Origin of the sequence: Dietzia sp. NCCP-2495 (assembly GCF_026011735.1) — a bacterium.
Classification (GTDB): domain Bacteria; phylum Actinomycetota; class Actinomycetes; order Mycobacteriales; family Mycobacteriaceae; genus Dietzia.
Genome location: NZ_BRVN01000012.1, coordinates 43,560 through 60,491 on the forward strand (window position 1 = coordinate 43,560; position 16,932 = coordinate 60,491).

Consider the following 16,932-nt stretch of genomic DNA (forward strand, 5'->3'; position numbering starts at 1 on the left):
TGGGCCATGTCAGCGACGGGCCATGTCAGCGCTGGGCCATGTCCGTGGGTCGGACCGGGGCCGGGAGCGCCGTCTCCCCCATCAGGAAGCGGTCCACCGAGGCGGCCGCCGACCGCCCCTCCGCGATGGCCCACACGATGAGCGACTGTCCGCGGCCCATGTCCCCGGCGACGAACACGCCGTCGACGTTGGTCGCCCAGGCGTCATCGCGACCCACGTTGCCGCGGTCGGTGAAGTCCACGCCGAGGTCCGAGCACAGTCCCGAGCGCTGCGCTCCCGTGAAGCCCATCGCCAGCAGGACCAGGTCGGCCGGGTACTCGAAGTCGGTGCCGGGCACCGGCTCGAAGCGACCGTCGATCATCTTGACCTCGGAGCCCTTGAGTGCCGTCACGTGCCCACCGGTGCCCAGGAACTCGGCGGTCGAGACGCCGTAGACGCGCTCGCCGTTCTCCTCGTGCGCCGACGCGGTGCGGAACATGAGCGGGTACACCGGCCACGGCGTGGACGCCGCGCGGGTGGCCGGCGGCTGCGGCATGATCTCGAAGCTCTTGACCGATTTGGCGCCCTGGCGGGTCGCGGTGCCGAGGCAGTCGGCACCGGTGTCGCCACCGCCGATGATGATCACGTTCTTGTCCCGCGCGTGGATCTCCGGCAGCCCGTCGGCGTCGACCACCGGGTCGCCCGCGGCGGCCTTGTTGGCCAGGGGCAGGTAGTCCATCGCCTGGTGGATGCCGTCGAGTTCCCGTCCGGGGACCGGCAGGTCGCGCCGCATGGTGGCGCCACCGCACAGGACGATCGCGTCGAACTGCGCGCGCAGCTCGGCGGCGGTGATGTCCTTGCCGACGTTGACGCCGGTGCGGAACACCGTGCCCTCGGCCTCCATCTGCGCCAGGCGCCGGTCCAGGACGGACTTCTCCATCTTGAACTCGGGGATGCCGTACCGCATCAGGCCGCCGATCCGGTCGTCACGCTCGAAGACCGTGACGGAGTGCCCGGCGCGGGTGAGCTGCTGGGCGGCGGCCAGGCCGGCCGGGCCGGAGCCCACCACGGCGACGGTCTGCTCGGTGCGGAAGGTCGGGATGACCGGCTCCATGCCGCCGTCGGCCCACGCGTTCTCCGCGATCTCGACCTCGATCTGCTTGATCGTGACGGGCTCCTGGTTGATGCCCAGGACGCACGATCCCTCGCAGGGGGCGGGGCAGAGCCGGCCGGTGAACTCGGGGAAGTTGTTGGTGGCGTGCAGGCGGTCGACCGCCGCGTCCCACCGGCCCCGGTGCACCAGGTCGTTCCACTCCGGGATGATGTTCCCGAGCGGGCAGCCCTTGTGGCAGAACGGGACACCGCAGCTCATGCACCGGGAGGCCTGCGTCTTGAGCTCCGCCTCCGGCAGGGTGGTGGACTCGTAGACCTCCTTCCAGTCCATGATCCGCAGGTCGACCGGACGGCGCTTCGGCAGCTCGCGCTCGGTGTGCTTGAGAAAGCCCTTCGGGTCAGCCATTTGCGGCCTCCATGATCGCCTCGTCCACGTTGCGTCCGTCCTTCTCCGCCGCTTCGATGGCCAGCAGCACGCGCTTGTAGTCGCGCGGCATGACCTTGGCGAAGTGGTTCACGTTCTGGGCCCAACCGCCCAGGATGTCCCGACCCCGGGCGGAGTCGGTCTCGGCGACGTGCCGTTCCACGATGTCGTGGAGGAACTGCGCGTCGTCGGCGGTGAGCTCCTCGATGTCGACGAGCTCGCCGTTGAGGTTGTCGGCCAGGGCACCGTCGGGGTCGTAGAAGTACGCGACCCCGCCCGACATGCCGGCGGCGACGTTGCGGCCGGTGGTGCCGAGCACCACGACCTTTCCGCCGGTCATGTACTCGCAGGCGTGGTCGCCCACGCCCTCGACGACCGCGGTGACGCCCGAGTTACGGACGCAGAACCGCTCGCCGACGATGCCGCGGAGGAAGATCTCGCCCGCGGTGGCGCCGTAGCAGATGACGTTGCCGGCGATGATGTTGTCCTCGGCCACGAAGTCGGGGGCGGCGTCCTCGGCCGGGCGGACGACAATCCGTCCGCCGGACAGGCCCTTGCCGACGTAGTCGTTGGCGTCGCCGAACACGCGCAGCGTGACGCCGGAGGCGAGGAACGCGCCGAGCGAGTTACCCGCCGATCCGGTGAAGGTGAGGTCGATGGAGCCGTCCGGGAGCCCCTCGGCGCCGTGCGCCTTGGAGATTTCGTGGCTGAGCATCGTGCCAACCGAGCGGTTCACGTTGGCGATCGGGTAGGCGCCGGTGGCCGGTCCTGTCGAGGGGTCGACGACGACGCCGCCGACGTCCGCGATCAGCGTCCGGTCGAGCACCTTCTCCAGTTTGTGGTCCTGCGTCTTGGTGTTGTGCAGGTCCTGGTGCATGAACGGTGACTCGGCCTGCGCGAAGACGGGCTCGAGGTCCAGTCCCGCCACCCGCTTGTTGTGGGCGAAGGCCTTGGACTTGTCCAGGCACTCGGAGTGACCGATCGCCTCCTCGAGCGTCCGGAAACCCAACTCGGCCAGGTATTCGCGGACCTCTTGGGCGATGAACTCCATGAAGTTCACCACGTACTCGGCCTTGCCGGTGAACCGCTCGCGCAGGAGCGGGTTCTGGGTGGCCACCCCCACCGGGCAGGTGTCGAGGTGGCAGACGCGCATCATGACGCAGCCGGCCACGACCAGCGGGGCGGTGGCGAAGCCGAACTCCTCGCCGCCGAGCAGGGCGGCGATGATCACGTCACGACCGGTCTTGAGCTGGCCGTCGACCTGCACGACGATCCGGTCCCGCAGACCGTTGACCAGCAGGGTCTGCTGGGTCTCTGCGAGGCCGAGCTCCCACGGTCCGCCGGCGTGCTTGAGCGAGGTCAGCGGGGAGGCTCCCGTGCCGCCGTCGTGGCCGGAGATGAGCACCACGTCGGCGTGCGTCTTGGACACACCGGTCGCCACGGTGCCGACGCCCTGTTCGGCGACGAGCTTCACGTGCACCCGCGCCTCGGGGTTGGCGTTCTTCAGGTCGTAGATGAGCTGCGCCAGGTCCTCGATCGAGTAGATGTCGTGGTGCGGCGGCGGTGAGATCAGGCCGACGCCCGGGGTCGAGCCGCGAACCTCGGCGACCCACGGGTACACCTTGTTCGGCGGGAGCTGGCCGCCCTCGCCGGGCTTGGCGCCCTGGGCCATCTTGATCTGGATGTCAGTACAGTTGGACAGGTAGTGGCTGGTCACGCCGAACCGGCCGGAGGCGACCTGCTTGATCGCCGAGCGCCGCCAGTCGCCGTTCGCGTCCGGGGTGAAGCGATCGACCGACTCGCCGCCCTCGCCGGAGTTGGACCGGGCGTGGAGGCGGTTCATGGCGATCGCCAGGGTCTCGTGGGCCTCGGCGGAGATGGAGCCGTAGCTCATCGCGCCTGTGGAGAACCGCTTGACGATCTCGGAGACCGGCTCGACCTCCTCGATCGGCACCGGGGTGCGGGTCCCGCGGAGCTCGAACAGGCCGCGCAGGGTGGCGATCCGCTCGGACTGGTCGTCGACCAGTCGCGTGTACTCCTTGAAGATCTCGTAGCGTCCCGAGCGCGTGGAGTGCTGGAGCTTGAAGACCGTGTCCGGATTGAACAGGTGGTACTCGCCCTCGCGGCGCCACTGGTACTCGCCGCCGATCTCGAGCTCGCGGTGCGCGGCCTCCTCGGGGCGGGGCAGGAACGCGAAGCGGTGGCGGCGGGCCACGTCCTCGGCGATCTCGTCCAGGCCGATGCCGTCGATGGGGCTGATCGAGCCGGTGAAGTACTCGTCGCACAGTTCCTGGGACAGGCCGGTGACGTCGAACAGCTGGGCGCCGGTGTAGGAGGCGAGGGTGGAGATGCCCATCTTGGACATCACCTTGAGCACCCCCTTGGCGGCCGCCTTGCGGTAGTTGGCGTAGCCGTTCTCGGAGTCGATGCCGGTGAGGTCCCCGGTCTTGACGAGCTCGTCGATCGACTCGAACGCCATGTACGGGTTGATCGCCTCGGCGCCGTAGCCGAAGAGCACCGCCATGTGGTGGACCTCGCGAGCGTCACCGGCCTCGACCACGAGGCCGACCCGGGTCCGGGTCTTCTCGCGGACGAGGTGATGGTGGACGGCGGAGGTGAGCAGCAGCGACGGGATCGGGGCGTTGCGCTCATCCGACTCGCGGTCCGAGAGCACGACGATCGACGCGCCCCCCGAGATCGCGTCCGAGACCTCGCGACGGATCCGGCTCAGTGCGACCCTCAGGCCGTCGCCGCCGTGGGCGACGTTGTAGAGACCGCTCACCACGACGGACTGCAGACCGGGGCGCGAGTCGCCGGCCGCGAGCAGCGTCGTCAGCTCGGAATTGGACAGGATCGGGTTGTCCAGGCGGACCTGACGGCACGAGTCGGGTCCCGGGTTGATGAGGTCGCCCTCGGGGCCGAGCACCACGCCGTAGCTGGTGACGAGCTCCTCGCGGATGGCGTCCAGCGGCGGGTTGGTCACCTGGGCGAACCGCTGCGCGAAGTAGTCGAACAGCAGCCGCGAGCGTCCGGAGAGCACGGGCAGCGGGGTGTCGGTGCCCATGGACCCGATCGCCTCGGCGGCGCTGGCGGCCATCGGCGTGAGCAGAATCCGCAGCTCCTCCTCGGTGAAGCCGAAGACGCGCTGGCGCAGGACCACGCGCTCGTGGCTCATGTACTCGTACCGGACCTCGGGCAGGTCCTGAAGGCGCGTGATCCCCTCGTCGAGCCAGGTGCGGTACGGGTGCTCGGCGGCGAGGGAGGTCTTGATCTCCTCGTCGTCGATGATCCGGCCCTGCTCGGTGTCCACGAGGAACATCCGGCCCGGGCGCAGGCGGGTCTTGGTGACGACCTTGTCCTGGGGGATGTCGAGCACGCCCACCTCGGAGGCCATCACGACGAGCCCGTCGTCGGTCACCCAGATGCGCGAGGGGCGCAGGCCGTTGCGGTCCAGGACGGCGCCGATCACGGTGCCGTCGGTGAACGTGATCGAAGCCGGTCCGTCCCAGGCCTCCATGAGCGAGGCGTGGTACTCGTAGAACGCCCTCTTGGCGGGGTCCATCTTCTCGTGGCGCTCCCACGCCTCCGGGACCATCATCAGGACCGCGTGCGGCAGCGGACGTCCGGCCAGGGTCAGCAGCTCGAGCGCCTCGTCGAACCGCGCGGTGTCGGACCCGCCGGGGGTACAGATGGGCAGCGCCGCCGGCAGGTCCTCGATGAGCCCACTGGCCATGAGCGCCTCGCGGGCCCGCATCCAGTTCTCGTTGCCGCGGGCGGTGTTGATCTCGCCGTTGTGCGCGACGTAGCGGAACGGGTGCGCGAGCGGCCAGGCCGGGAACGTGTTGGTGGAGAAGCGGGAGTGCACGATGCCCAGCGCGGACTCGACCCGCTCGTCCTGGAGGTCGAGGTAGAAGTCCGGAAGCTGCTTCTCGGTGAGCATGCCCTTGTAGACGAGGGTCCGGGGGCTCAGCGACGGGAAGTACACCGTCTCGGAGCCCATGCCGCCCACGCCGGGGCCACGGCTCCCGAGCTCGTGCTCGCACCGCTTGCGCACCACGAAGCACTTGCGCTCGAGGTCCACGTCGCTGAGCAGTGCCCCGTCCTGGCCCGCGGCCTTGACGAAGATCTGCTTGATGGTCGGCTGCGCGTCTCGGGCGATCGCGCCGACGGAGGAGTCGTCGACCGGGACGTCGCGCCAGCCGATGACGGTCACGCCCTGCTCGGCGGCGATCCGCTCGACCATGCGGGCGGCGTCGATCGCGAGCATCCGGGACTGGGGCAGGAAGCAGAGTCCGGTCGCGTACGCGCCGGCCTCGGGGAGATCGATCTCGTGCTCGTCGCGCATCACCTCGCGCAGAAACGTGTCCGGCACCTGGATCAGCAGTCCTGTGCCGTCGCCGGTGTTGGCCTCGGCACCCACCGCGCCGCGGTGTTCGAGATTGACCAGGGCGGCGATCGCCTTCTCGACGATGTCTCGAGACCGACGTCCGTACATGTCCACCACGAACGCCACGCCGCACGCGTCGTGTTCGTATTCCGGGCGGTACAGGCCCTGGGGGCCGGGAGTCGTCTGCATGTGTTCGCCTTCGCATATCGGCGGGCGGACTCCGTGCACGGTGGAGCGCCCGCACTCAGTGGGCCGGGGCCCGCTGGCAGGAAAATACTATGGGACGAAACCGGGTCGACCTAACCGAGGAATGTCAACTAACTTCTCCAAAGCTGAGATTCTCAGTTCAATATGTGAGAGTTCCCAGGGCGGTTCCGACAAACTCCCAGTTCACTGAATCTCCCAAATTGAGACACTTTCGTCTCATAATGTGGGCGCATCGGCGTTTGCTGCAACAAGTTCTGGTTTCCGCCACCGGTGATTCACCGAGCGGTCAGGGCCGGTCAACGAGGCGGAGCCGAGCGGGGCAGCACGGGACAGCACAAGACACTCAGGACTGCGGGGAGAGGCGAAAGACGCGCCCGGGGCAGGCCAGAAGCGAGTCGACAGAAAGGGCTTGCCAGCGCGGGAAGGAGCGCGGAACGGAGTAGGTCAGCGCCGAAAGGTGCGCGGCGACTGTAGTGCGCGAGGCGCGGGTAGAGCGCGGGCCGAGGTGGCCTCGCGGATACCGGGAACCGATGCGGGGATCACGATCGGACCACCGTGTCTCGGGTCCAGCACCACGGCGGTGGGCGTCTCCTCGGAGCCACGGTTGATGCTGCAGCACAGCTCGTAGGCGCCCTCGTCGCGCCAGATGTTCACCCAGTGGACCTTGAGACCCTCGCGGGCGGCGCGTCGACGCAGAGCAGAGGAGTAGGCACAACCCGGACGCCAGAGCACCACGACGGCGTTCTCGAACGCCGCCCGGCTCCGGACCGCTGCCAGAGGCTCGTGACCGGTCGCCCGAAGCGGGGAGTTCCACAGTGCGACCGCCGCCAGGCCGAGGAGAACCGCGGTGGCCAAGGGGACTCCGTGCCCGAAACCCACGAGGGTCCAGGCGATCGCACATCCCAGAGCCAGCACGGCCACGGAGCCGAGCCACCGGCCGGGGACGAGTTCTCGTCCGGGCCGCGCGAAGGGAGAGGTCACGATTGACGACCATACGCCTCTCGATCAGACACGTGTGGAGTGCTCCGAATAATGAGTGATCCGGCAACGACGTGGCAACGGGCGACCTGGATTTTCCTGGCCTCGGCCCCGGGCCGCCGGTCTGCCTGCACGTCCCCTGTGGCAGGTCGCGGTAGCGTCGGTCCCATGAACGAGACGCCGCAGGCCCCCGCAGCGACCTCGACCGGGACCCGGAAGGTGCGCGACCTGACCGGCCCCGGGATCACCACCGGGTTCGGCATGGAGGGCACAGACCTGGGAATCCTCGCCCGTACGCCGTCCGGGCGACTACTCGCCGTGTTCGGCGACACCTTCGCCGGCGCCGGCATGGGTGCCCCTCATGTCGGGCGTCCACATCCCGGGATCGCGCAGTGCTCCCCCACGACCGACGACCGCCCGGGTCCGGGGAATCCGGACTGGCGCTCACCGGTGGGCTTGTTCTCCGATACCCGGGATCCGGCCGCCGGCCTCGAGTGGGCTGACGCCGCGGGCCCCGGTCCGCGGGACTACGCGGCGCAGCTCCTCGACTACGTGCACGGTCGCGGCTGCTCGACGGTCCTGCCCAGCGACGTGCTCACGATCGGCGACACCATGTATCTGCACGTCATGGTCAACGAGGGCCTGGGCACGGTGACCCGCACGCAGATCCACCGGTCTACCGATGACGGCCGCACGTGGGAACCGACCGGCGCCGAGTTCTCGCCGCGGCTCGAGGGGGGTCACCGTCAGTTGTGGACCTGGGAGAAGGGCGACGACGGCTACGTGTACGTCCTCTCGACCGGGTTCCAGCGCGACAAGGGCGTCATCCTCATGCGCGTGCCCGAGGAGCTTCTCGACCACCCCGACCCGGGCAACTGGGAGACCTTCGGTCACGCGGACGGCCGCTGGGACTGGGGCAATCCCACGACCATCGTGCTGCCGGGGCGCATCGGGGAGATGTACCTGCGCCGATGTGAGGACTTCTGGACCCTGACGTACTTCAACGCCGAGCACTACCGGATCGACTGCCTGAGCTTCCCGTTCATCGGCGCCGACCTGATGGACCGCTCGGTGACCGCGCACACCACCCTGCTGCCGGGCTGCGCGTGGGGAGACGAGTCCAACGGCATCGACCCCGCCACCGGCCCCGCCCGGGTGGCGCAGCTGTACTGCGGCTGCCCTGTCCCGGGGTCGACTCCCGAGCAGTGGCATGTCGTGGTGAGTCAGTGGAACACGCATGACTCGGCCGCCGGGCCCGCCGGGTGGCCGTATCGCTCGATGCAGTTCGTCGGATCGATCCCCCGCCCGCCGGGCCGCTGACCCGCAGCACTCAGACCCACGGCAGCGGCCCCAACTCGCGCGCGGCCCAGGCGTGCACGGCATCCGGGTCGCGGGTATCCAGCTCGGTCGTGTCCACGTCGAGCGCCTCGGGCCACGGCGCGAGGTCGGCGAGCTGCGCGTCCAGGACCCGGGGCGTCGCCTGGGAAGGATCCCCGCCACGGCGGGCCCGCTCGGTGATGCGCCGCACCAGATCGTCACGCGGTGCGGTGCACGAGATCTCCACCAGCTCGGCGTGCGTGTCGGCGGCGACCGTCTCGGCCGCGGTCCGCCGTCGCGGCTGCAGCCACGTCGCGTCCAGCACCACACTGCGCCCCTGCCCGAGCAGCTCTGCCGCCCGCCGCAGCATCTCGTCGTAGACGGCATCGACCGCCGCCTCCGAATAGCCGTCCGCCGGACTGCCCGGGGTACCTGGTGCGGCCGGGGTGGCCGTGTCTTTCGCGGCGCCGCGCATCTCGAGCCGCACCACGTCCGAACGCAGCACCTCCGCGCGGAGCGAGTCCGCCAGCGCCGAGGCCAGTGTCGACTTGCCCGACCCCGACACCCCGCCCACCAGCACCAGCCGCACCCGTCCGCGCAGCAGCGAATCGACCGCCGTGTCCGCGAGCCGCAGCGCCAGTCGGGCGTCGGCGATCGCGGCGGGGCCCTCACCTCTCTCGACCTGCTCGGCCTGGTCTGCCTGCTCGGCGCGGATCGCGGTGACCTTCGCACGGACCAGTGCGCGGTACGCGAGGTAGTGGTGCACGAGCGAGGGCGGCGCGTCGTCGCCCGACGCCGCGCGGTAGGCCTCGAGGAGCACGACGGCGAGGTCCCGCGCACCCAGACGATCGAGATCCATCGCCAGGAACCCGATATCGGCCATCGCGTCGCCGAACCGCAATCCGTCGTCGAATTCGAGACAGTCGATGATCCGCGGACCGTCAGGCAGGAGGTAGACGTCCGCGGCGACGAGGTCTCCGTGCCCGTCGACGATCCGGCCGGCGTCGATCCGCGACCGCAGCAGCGGGCCGCGGCCGCGGAGATAAGTATCCGAGAGGGCCGCGATGTCGTCGACGATCTCCGGCGCATCCCGGCCCACGGCGAGCCGACGCAGGTGCTCGAGGGAGTCGGTCCACAGCCCGTGGATCGTCTCCGGCTCCCCCGCCGCGTCGATCTCCGGGGAGTGGGGGCTGCGTGCGTGCAGCTGCGCGATCTGCCGGGCCACCTCGCCCACGCCACCGAAGACATCCGTATCGCGGACCCGGCGACCGCCGGGCTCCCGGGCCTGCACCAGGCGGGCGAGACCGAGACGGTCCGGGAGTCGACGCATCCGCACGACGTGGTCGACGACTTCGTCGTCGTCGGGATCTAGGACCTCCAGCACCCCCAGATACACGTCCGGGGCGAGCCGCCTGTTCAGCTCCACCTCCCGGCGGCTCTGCCGCCCACGCGCGCCGACGGTCCGGTTGTCGAGGAATCCCAGATCGATCGGCTTGCGGACTTTATGAGCCTCGTCACCACAGAGGAAGATGAGCGAGCTGTGGGTTTCCACCACGAAGGGTGGCCCCCACGCCCCGGGAACGGACCGGTCCGAGGTGTCCATAACGCCAGTGTAGACATGGTGAACTCGCCTCAACGGTGACCCGGGACAGGCGCCGTGACGAACCCGGAAAAGATCGTTTAACCAGCGACCTACGCCGAAAATCCGCCGGGAACTGACTACTGACAGTCGGCGCCCCCGCTTGTATGGTCAGCGGCGCACCCGAGCGCGGGACGACGCGCGGGAAGGTCCGTGCCGCCTGGCCAGGGTGCCCGCGATGAGACACATTGCGGTCGATGTAGATCGGAGCCCCAACGCTGTGACGAACACCCACCGCAAGCACACCGCCCGCACCTCCGCCAAGATCGCCACCGTCGGCGCGTTCGCGGTCGGCGCCGCCATTGCGCTCCCCGGCTTCGCCGCCGCGCAGGACGCCCCCGCCCCCACCGGGAGCACCGAGTCGGGCAGCCTCGACTCCGGCAGCCTCGAGGGCCTGCCCGTCGACTCCGCGAGCCTCGAGGAGCTCCCCCTCGACGCCGCCAGCCTCGAGGGCACCCTCGGCACCGATCTCGCGGTCGACCTCGGCAGCCTGAACGTCTCCCTGGTCCTCGACGCCTCGACCCCCAACCCCGGCTCCGTCGAGCTCGGCAGCCTCGGCATCTCGCCGAACACCGGCAGCGCCGTGATCGACGGCGAGGGCGGCTCCGTCACCGGCTCGCTGTCCGACTCCGTCTCCGAGTCGGTCTCCGGCTCCGCCACCGAGTCGATCGAGGGCGTCGTCCCCGGCTCCTCGGTCGAGGACTCCGCGCTCGACACCGTCACCGGCATCGTCGAGGGCAGCGTCTCCGGCGAGGACACCACCGACCCGGCCGAGACCCCCGAGGCGGATGCCGACGACACCGGCTCGGTGGACACCGGCTCGCTCGCCGGCCTGAGCTCCGAGGGCCCGGCGGCTCTCACCGGCTCGATCGGCTGAGACACACCGGTCTGACCAGCGGTCTCCGGCGTCCGCAGGACACCCCACGACCCGGGAACACGGTGCCTGGACGGCACCGGTTCCCGGGTCGTCGTGTGTCCGCCGACACGCATGAGGGATGATGCTGGCGTGACGATCGTCGTGGCATGCGGAGCCTTCAAGGGTTCACTCACCGCTATCGAGGCCTGCCATCACGCGGCCGAGGGCGCACGCCGCGCGCACCCCGACGCCGACGTGGTGGAGCGCCCCGTGGCCGACGGAGGCGGCGGCAGCCTCGAGGTGATGGTCGCCGGCGGCGCCCGCCGGGTCCCCGTCACCGTGGCCGGGCCGACCGGCGACGCGGTCGACAGTGCCTACGCCGCCATCGACCCCGACACGGCGTTCGTCGAGATGGCAGACGCCTGCGGACTCCTCCGGCTGCCCGGCGGCACCCCCCGACCGGTCGAGGCCTCCAGCCGCGGCGTGGGTGAGGCGATCCTCGCGGCCCTGCGGTCCGGACGCGGCAACATCCACCTCGGGATCGGCGGTAGCGCCTCCACCGACGGCGGCACCGGCATGCTCTCCGCCCTGGGCGCACGCTTCCTCGACGAACGCGGCGACGAACTGCCCGACGGCGGCGGCTCGCTCGTCCACCTCGACAGCGTCGACCTCTCCGCGCTCGATCCCGCCGTGCGGGCCGCACGCATCCTCGTCGCGTGCGACGTCGACAACCCGCTCCTCGGCCCTCTCGGCGCCGCCCGTGTCTACGCGCCGCAGAAGGGGGCCACTCCCGAGGAGGTCGACCTGCTCGAGGCCGGCCTCACGCGCCTGGTCGAGGTCCTGCGGGGCCAGGGCATGGCCGTGGACCCCGAGGCCCCCGGCTCCGGCGCCGCCGGCGGGGTGGGCTTCACCGCCCGCGAACTGCTCGGCGCCTCGCTCGATCCCGGCTTCACCGTGCTCGGCACCCTCACCGGCCTCGAGGACGTGGTCTCGGCGGCGGACGTGGTGGTGACGGGCGAAGGGCGACTCGACGACCAGACCATGCACGGCAAGACCCCCCTCGGCGTCGCCGCGCTCTGCCGCAACCACGCCGTCCCCGTGGTGGCCGTGTGCGGTCGCCTGGACCTCGAGGCCCACCGGGTGGCCGAGGCCGGCTTCGTGGCCGCCGCCGCCCTCACCGAGGTGGAACCCGATCTCGAGAAATCGATAGCGAACGCCGGACCGCTGCTCGAGGACGTCACCGCCGAGGTCATCTCCCGTATCCTGCCCTGACGCACGCCTGCTCAGGCGCCGTTCAGCACCCCTTTAGTGCACCCTCAGTGCCCCCTCAGCGCTAGGCGGTACGGGCCGCGGGCGCGAACGGCACCGTGCGCGAACCGGGACCACGTCGCCGGACGGGTTTCGGGCCGTCTCGCGAGCCGCCGGACACGGGTAGTAGAGGTGGCCCATGATGAGAGCCACTCGTCATCGGACACGTCCCACCCATTAGGAGAGTCCCGTGCGCTCATTGCTCATCGGTGCACCACTGGCCGCGCTCGCCGCCGTCGCGGTCTCCGACCTGACTCAGACCCGCTATCCGGTCCTGCGCAACTTCCCGATCCTCGGCCACGCCCGTCGGGCGTTGACGGCGATCGGGCCGGAACTGCGGCAGTACATCGTCGCGAGCAACGACGAGGAGCGGCCGTTCACCCGCGACCACCGCGACTGGGTCTACGAGTCCGCCGAGGGCCGCGCCACCACGTTCGGTTTCGGCACGGACAACGACGTGGAATTCCTCGAGGGGTACCCGCTCATCAAGCAGCGGACCTTCAGCGAGGTGTCCCTGTCCGCCCACATCCACTCCGGCGAGTTCGTGCCGACTCCCCCCGCCAAGGTGCTCGGCGCCGCGCGGGGCCGGGCGCGTGCGTTCCGCCCCGGATCGCTGGTCACCATCTCCGCGATGAGCTACGGCGCCCTGTCCGGACCCGCCGTCGAAGCGCTCAACCGGGGCGCGGCTCTCGCCGGCGCACTCCACAACACCGGCGAGGGCGGGCTCAGCCCGTACCACCAGAACGGGGCGGACCTGATCTACCAGATCGGCACCGCCTACTTCGGGTGTCGTGACGAGAACGGTGAGTTCGACATCGACAAGCTCGTCGCACTCACCGAGAAGCACCCGATCCGCGCGATCGAGATCAAGCTCAGCCAGGGGGCGAAGCCGGGGCTCGGCGGCCTGCTCCCCGCCCCCAAGATCACCGAGGAGGTCTCGCAGCTGCGTGGCATCCCGATGGGTGAGGACTGCGCCAGCCCGTCCAGGCACACTGCCTTCCACGACGTGGACTCGATGCTCGACTTCGTCGAACTGATCGCCGAGCGCACCGGACTGCCCGTGGGCATCAAGTCCGCTGTCGGCGAGACGAGGTTCTGGGAGGACCTCGCCGAGGCGATGGCCCCGCGCGACCGCGGCGTCGACTTCATCACCATCGACGGCGGCGAGGGCGGCACCGGCGCCGGCCCGCTCGTCTTCTCCGACGCCGTGTCGCTCCCGTTCCGGCTGGGGTTCCCGCGCGTGTACACGATCTTCGCGGCGGCCGGACTCGCCGACGACGTGGTGTTCATCGGCTCCGGCAAGCTCGGCATCCCCGAGAACGCGGTGGTGGCCTTCGCCATGGGCGTCGACATGATCAACGTCGGCCGCGAGGCGATGCTCTCCGTGGGGTGCATCCAGGCGCAGAAGTGCCACACCGGCGGGTGCCCGACCGGCGTCGCCACCCAGAACCCGTGGCTGACCAGGGGCGTCGACCCCACGTCGATGGCCGAGCGGTGCGCCAACTATCTGCGGGCCCTGCGCCGCGAGCTGATCAAGGTCTCCGGAGCCGTGGGGGTCCCGCACCCGGCCATGATCACGCCGACCGACGTCGAGCTCGCCCACGGCACCCGCACCTCCACCACGCTCGCCGAGGTGTACGGCTACGAAGACAACTGGGGAGTTCCCAGCGACGCCGACATCGCGGCGATCACCGACATCATGATCGAGAACGGGATCGCCGAGTACAGTGCGGCGTCACTCCCGCCCGGCGTCAAGCCCAGGGCTGCCTCCGACGCCTGAGTCGACGGGGCGCCCGACATCCCGGTGTGTCGCGGGCCGGTCAGTCGGCAGAGACCCCCGCGCGCAGCAAGCCCAGTTCGCGGTTGAGATTGGCGTGCGCCTGCTTCTCCCAGGCGTCACGACCGGCCCGGGTGAGGAAGACCGACCGGCGCTCGAGCAATCCCTCCAGCGCGGCGACGCGGCCCGCGACGAACCGCTCCCCCGGCACGTGCGCGTACTCGTGCCGGACGTCCTGGGTATAGGCGTCATAGGTGTCCGGGTCCGAACCGAGGACGGCCAGGTCGGCGTCCGACAGGACCGACCCGTTGAGATCGCCCGCCTCGACGCGGTGCCCGCCCATCAACCTGACGAGCCGTACGACCTCGTCGACGGGCGCGGCGGGATCGAGCTCTCGCTGCGTCCATCCGGCCGATTTGTCGTTGTTCTCCGACTCGGTCGGATCGAACACCGCGGCATGACACCAGGCGGCCAACCGGACCGCCGTCCCGTCGAAGGATTCGCCGTCCTCCTCGAGAGTGTCGATGGCCTGGAGGACTGCCCGCAGGTGCGTCTCGTTGTGATAGCGCCGCTGCGGCTCGTTCCAGCGTTCCAGCAGATCAGCGCGCAGTTCGGGGGTAAGAAACTCGACCTCGGCGTCGAGCGGCTCGGCATAGTTCACTCGGTCGGTATCCATGTATGGACTCTACCGCCGGGCCCGACGCGGTCCGGCGGAATCGGCAAGTCGGACCCGGGCCGAGGGTCGTGAGCCTGCTTCGCGCCGGGATCTCGACCGCACCTCAACTCGACCGCACCCCGACTCGACCTCACCTCAGACGTCCAGGTCCATCCCGAGCTGCGGCGGGTGCGCCTCGAGCAGCTCCATCTCCCGCTCGTCGAACGTGCGCGCCCGCGACAGGAACCGCCTGCCCGTCGGGTTCTCGAGACTGAAACCCGAGCCACGCCCGGGGACCGCGTCCAACACCAACTGCGTGTGCTTCCAGGCGTCGAACTGTAGGCCCGAGATCCAGACGCGGATCCGGGAGGACGACGACGGCGAGCTCCCGCCCGTCTCGTCGTCGTCCTGCTCGAACGGGAAGCCCCCACCCAGGTCGAGCTCACCCACCAACACGTCCCGCTGCCCGACCTTGAACTCACCCTCCGGGTAGCACATGGGTGCCGAACCGTCGCAGCAGCCGCCGGACTGGTGGAACATCACCGGGCCGTGCCGGCCGACGAGCTCACGGATCAGCTCGACGGCCGGCTCGGTCGCCACGACGCGCGGCGGGAGGTCAGACGGCGCACCGTCCCCGGGGAGCGCCCGCGCCGCGATGGGCACGCTTCCCCCCGTGGGCAGTCCGCAGACGCCGTCCATCAGAAGAAGCCCTGCGGCTTGCCCGAGTAACTGACCAGCAGGTTCTTGGTCTGCTGGTAGTGGTCGAGCATCATCAGGTGGTTCTCGCGACCGATGCCGGACTGCTTGTAGCCGCCGAACGCCGCGTGGGCCGGGTACTGGTGGTACGTGTTGGTCCACACGCGACCGGCCTGGATCGTGCGGCCGGCGCGGTAGGCGGTGTTGCCGTTGCGCGACCACACGCCGGCGCCCAGACCGTAGAGGGTGTCGTTGGCGATGGTCATGGCGTCGTCGAAGTCGCTGAAGCTCGTCAGCGCGAGGACGGGGCCGAAGATTTCCTCCTGGAACAGGCGCATCTTGTTGTTCCCCTTGAATACCGTCGGCTGGACGTAGTAGCCGTCCGCCAGGTCGCCGTCGAGCTCGGCGCGGGCACCGCCGGTGAGGACCTCGGCCCCCTCCTGCTTGCCGATGTCCATGTAGGACAGGATCTTCTCGAGCTGGTCGTTCGAGGCCTGCGCACCGATCATCGTGTCGGTGTCGAGCGGGTTGCCCTGCTTGATCTGCTGGGTGCGAGCGATCGCGAGGTCGCTGAACTCGTCGAAGATCGACTCCTGCACCAGCGCGCGGGAGGGGCAGGTGCAGACCTCTCCCGAGTTGAGGCCGAACATCGCGAAGCCCTCGAGAGCGGACTGACGGTAGTCGTCGTCGGCGTCCATGACGTCGGCAAAGAAGATGTTCGGACTCTTACCGCCGAGCTCGAGGGTGACCGGGATGAGGTTCTCCGAGGCGTACTGCATGATCAGACGGCCCGTCGTGGTCTCGCCCGTGAACGCGATCTTGCGGATGCGCGGGTTGGAGGCCAGCGGCTTGCCGGCCTCGGTGCCGAAGCCGTTGACGATGTTGAGCACGCCCGCCGGGAGCAGGTCACCAATGATCGAGGCGAGGAACAGGATCGAGGCCGGGGTCTGCTCGGCCGGCTTGAGGACCACGCAGTTGCCGGCGGCCAACGCGGGCGCGAGCTTCCACACCGCCATGAGGATCGGGAAGTTCCAGGGGATGATCTGGCCGACAACGCCGAGCGGCTCCTGGAAGTGGTACGCCACGGTGTCGTGGTTGATCTCGGAGATGCCGCCCTGCTGCGCGCGGATGGCGCCGGCGAAGTAGCGGAAGTGGTCGATCGCGAGCGGGATGTCCGCGGCGAGGGTCTCACGGACCGGCTTGCCGTTGTCCCAGGTCTCGGCGACGGCGATCTTCTCGAGGTTGGCCTCCATGCGGTCGGCGATCTTGTTGAGGATCACCGCACGCTCGGCCGGGGAGGTGGTGTTCCACGACGGCGCGGCGGCCCAGGCGGCGTCCAGCGCGGCCTCGATGTCCTCCGCCGTTCCGCGGCCGACCTCACAGAAGGCCTTGCCGGTGACCGGGGAGACGTTCTCGAAGTACTCACCCTTGACTGGAGCGACCCACTCGCCACCGATGTAGTGCTCGTAGCGGCTCTCGTACGACATGACCGCGTCGGCGGAACCGGGCTGAGAGAATACGGGCATGGCGCCCCTCCTTCGTCACTGGCCTGACCCGGACTGGTCGGCCCCTGTGACCCAGGACACTATTGGCCGG

General features: G+C 69.8%; 11 protein-coding genes. 4 read left to right on the forward strand and 7 right to left on the reverse strand.

What is annotated here, in order from left to right; translation table 11 throughout:
* Nucleotides 1-25 precede the first annotated feature (25 nt).
* The 3 genes from OPF83_RS11505 to OPF83_RS11515 form a co-directional block, all read right to left on the reverse strand.
* Nucleotides 26-1,498: a glutamate synthase subunit beta gene (locus tag OPF83_RS11505; protein WP_264887598.1), complete on the reverse strand. Its 1,473-nt coding sequence runs from the start codon at nucleotides 1,496-1,498 to the stop codon at nucleotides 26-28.
* Nucleotides 1,491-6,092 (reverse strand): glutamate synthase large subunit, encoded by a 4,602-nt coding sequence (gltB, locus tag OPF83_RS11510; RefSeq protein ID WP_264887599.1) that lies wholly within the window; start codon nucleotides 6,090-6,092, stop codon nucleotides 1,491-1,493. The genes OPF83_RS11505 and gltB overlap by 8 nt, the downstream gene beginning before the upstream one ends.
* 462 nt (nucleotides 6,093-6,554) lie before the next feature.
* Nucleotides 6,555-7,091 carry a hypothetical protein gene (locus OPF83_RS11515; protein WP_264887600.1) on the reverse strand — a complete coding sequence of 179 codons (537 nt, stop codon included), beginning with the start codon at nucleotides 7,089-7,091 and terminating at the stop codon, nucleotides 6,555-6,557.
* Nucleotides 7,092-7,256: 165 nt separating this feature from the next.
* On the opposite strand from OPF83_RS11515, the gene OPF83_RS11520 reads away from it, so the two are divergent.
* A complete protein-coding gene (locus tag OPF83_RS11520) occupies nucleotides 7,257-8,408 on the forward strand; it encodes a DUF4185 domain-containing protein (RefSeq protein WP_264887602.1) in 1,152 nt (383 codons plus the stop codon).
* A gap of 10 nt (nucleotides 8,409-8,418) precedes the next feature.
* Here the strand turns inward: OPF83_RS11520 and OPF83_RS11525 are convergent, their stop codons facing one another.
* A complete protein-coding gene (locus OPF83_RS11525; RefSeq protein ID WP_264887603.1) occupies nucleotides 8,419-10,008 on the reverse strand; it encodes a bifunctional aminoglycoside phosphotransferase/ATP-binding protein in 1,590 nt (529 codons plus the stop codon).
* A gap of 256 nt (nucleotides 10,009-10,264) precedes the next feature.
* On the opposite strand from OPF83_RS11525, the gene OPF83_RS11530 reads away from it, so the two are divergent.
* The 3 genes from OPF83_RS11530 to OPF83_RS11540 all read left to right on the forward strand — a co-directional run bounded on the left by OPF83_RS11530 (nucleotide 10,265) and on the right by OPF83_RS11540 (nucleotide 13,988).
* Complete coding sequence (locus OPF83_RS11530; protein ID WP_264887604.1) at nucleotides 10,265-10,921, forward strand: hypothetical protein; 657 nt, start codon at nucleotides 10,265-10,267, stop codon at nucleotides 10,919-10,921.
* Nucleotides 10,922-11,050: 129 nt separating this feature from the next.
* Nucleotides 11,051-12,172, forward strand: a complete 1,122-nt coding sequence (locus OPF83_RS11535; protein ID WP_264887605.1) for a glycerate kinase — start codon at nucleotides 11,051-11,053, stop codon at nucleotides 12,170-12,172.
* A gap of 226 nt (nucleotides 12,173-12,398) precedes the next feature.
* Complete coding sequence (locus tag OPF83_RS11540; protein ID WP_264887606.1) at nucleotides 12,399-13,988, forward strand: FMN-binding glutamate synthase family protein; 1,590 nt, start codon at nucleotides 12,399-12,401, stop codon at nucleotides 13,986-13,988.
* A 40-nt stretch (nucleotides 13,989-14,028) separates the two neighbouring features.
* Here the strand turns inward: OPF83_RS11540 and OPF83_RS11545 are convergent, their stop codons facing one another.
* The 3 genes from OPF83_RS11545 to OPF83_RS11555 all read right to left on the reverse strand — a co-directional run bounded on the left by OPF83_RS11545 (nucleotide 14,029) and on the right by OPF83_RS11555 (nucleotide 16,862).
* Nucleotides 14,029-14,661 (reverse strand): hypothetical protein, encoded by a 633-nt coding sequence (locus OPF83_RS11545; protein ID WP_264887607.1) that lies wholly within the window; start codon nucleotides 14,659-14,661, stop codon nucleotides 14,029-14,031.
* Between the two features lie 135 nt (nucleotides 14,662-14,796).
* Nucleotides 14,797-15,339 (reverse strand): DUF779 domain-containing protein, encoded by a 543-nt coding sequence (locus tag OPF83_RS11550; RefSeq protein WP_264887608.1) that lies wholly within the window; start codon nucleotides 15,337-15,339, stop codon nucleotides 14,797-14,799.
* On the reverse strand, nucleotides 15,339-16,862 hold the full coding sequence (locus OPF83_RS11555; RefSeq protein WP_264887609.1) for an aldehyde dehydrogenase family protein: 1,524 nt from the start codon (nucleotides 16,860-16,862) through the stop codon (nucleotides 15,339-15,341). Before OPF83_RS11555 ends, OPF83_RS11550 begins: the two co-directional genes overlap by 1 nt.
* Between the last annotated feature and the right edge of the window lie 70 nt (nucleotides 16,863-16,932).

Bases quoted from the DNA above. Each gene is read 5' to 3' on its own strand.
- gltB (WP_264887599.1), bottom strand. From the start codon at position 6,092: ATGCAGACGACTCCCGGCCCCCAGGGCCTGTACCGCCCGGAATACGAA.
- OPF83_RS11525 (WP_264887603.1), bottom strand. From the start codon at position 10,008: ATGGACACCTCGGACCGGTCCGTTCCCGGGGCGTGGGGGCCACCCTTC.
- OPF83_RS11520 (WP_264887602.1), top strand. From the start codon at position 7,257: ATGAACGAGACGCCGCAGGCCCCCGCAGCGACCTCGACCGGGACCCGG.
- OPF83_RS11505 (WP_264887598.1), bottom strand. From the start codon at position 1,498: ATGGCTGACCCGAAGGGCTTTCTCAAGCACACCGAGCGCGAGCTGCCG.
- OPF83_RS11555 (WP_264887609.1), bottom strand. From the start codon at position 16,862: ATGCCCGTATTCTCTCAGCCCGGTTCCGCCGACGCGGTCATGTCGTAC.
- OPF83_RS11550 (WP_264887608.1), bottom strand. From the start codon at position 15,339: ATGGACGGCGTCTGCGGACTGCCCACGGGGGGAAGCGTGCCCATCGCG.
- OPF83_RS11545 (WP_264887607.1), bottom strand. From the start codon at position 14,661: ATGGATACCGACCGAGTGAACTATGCCGAGCCGCTCGACGCCGAGGTC.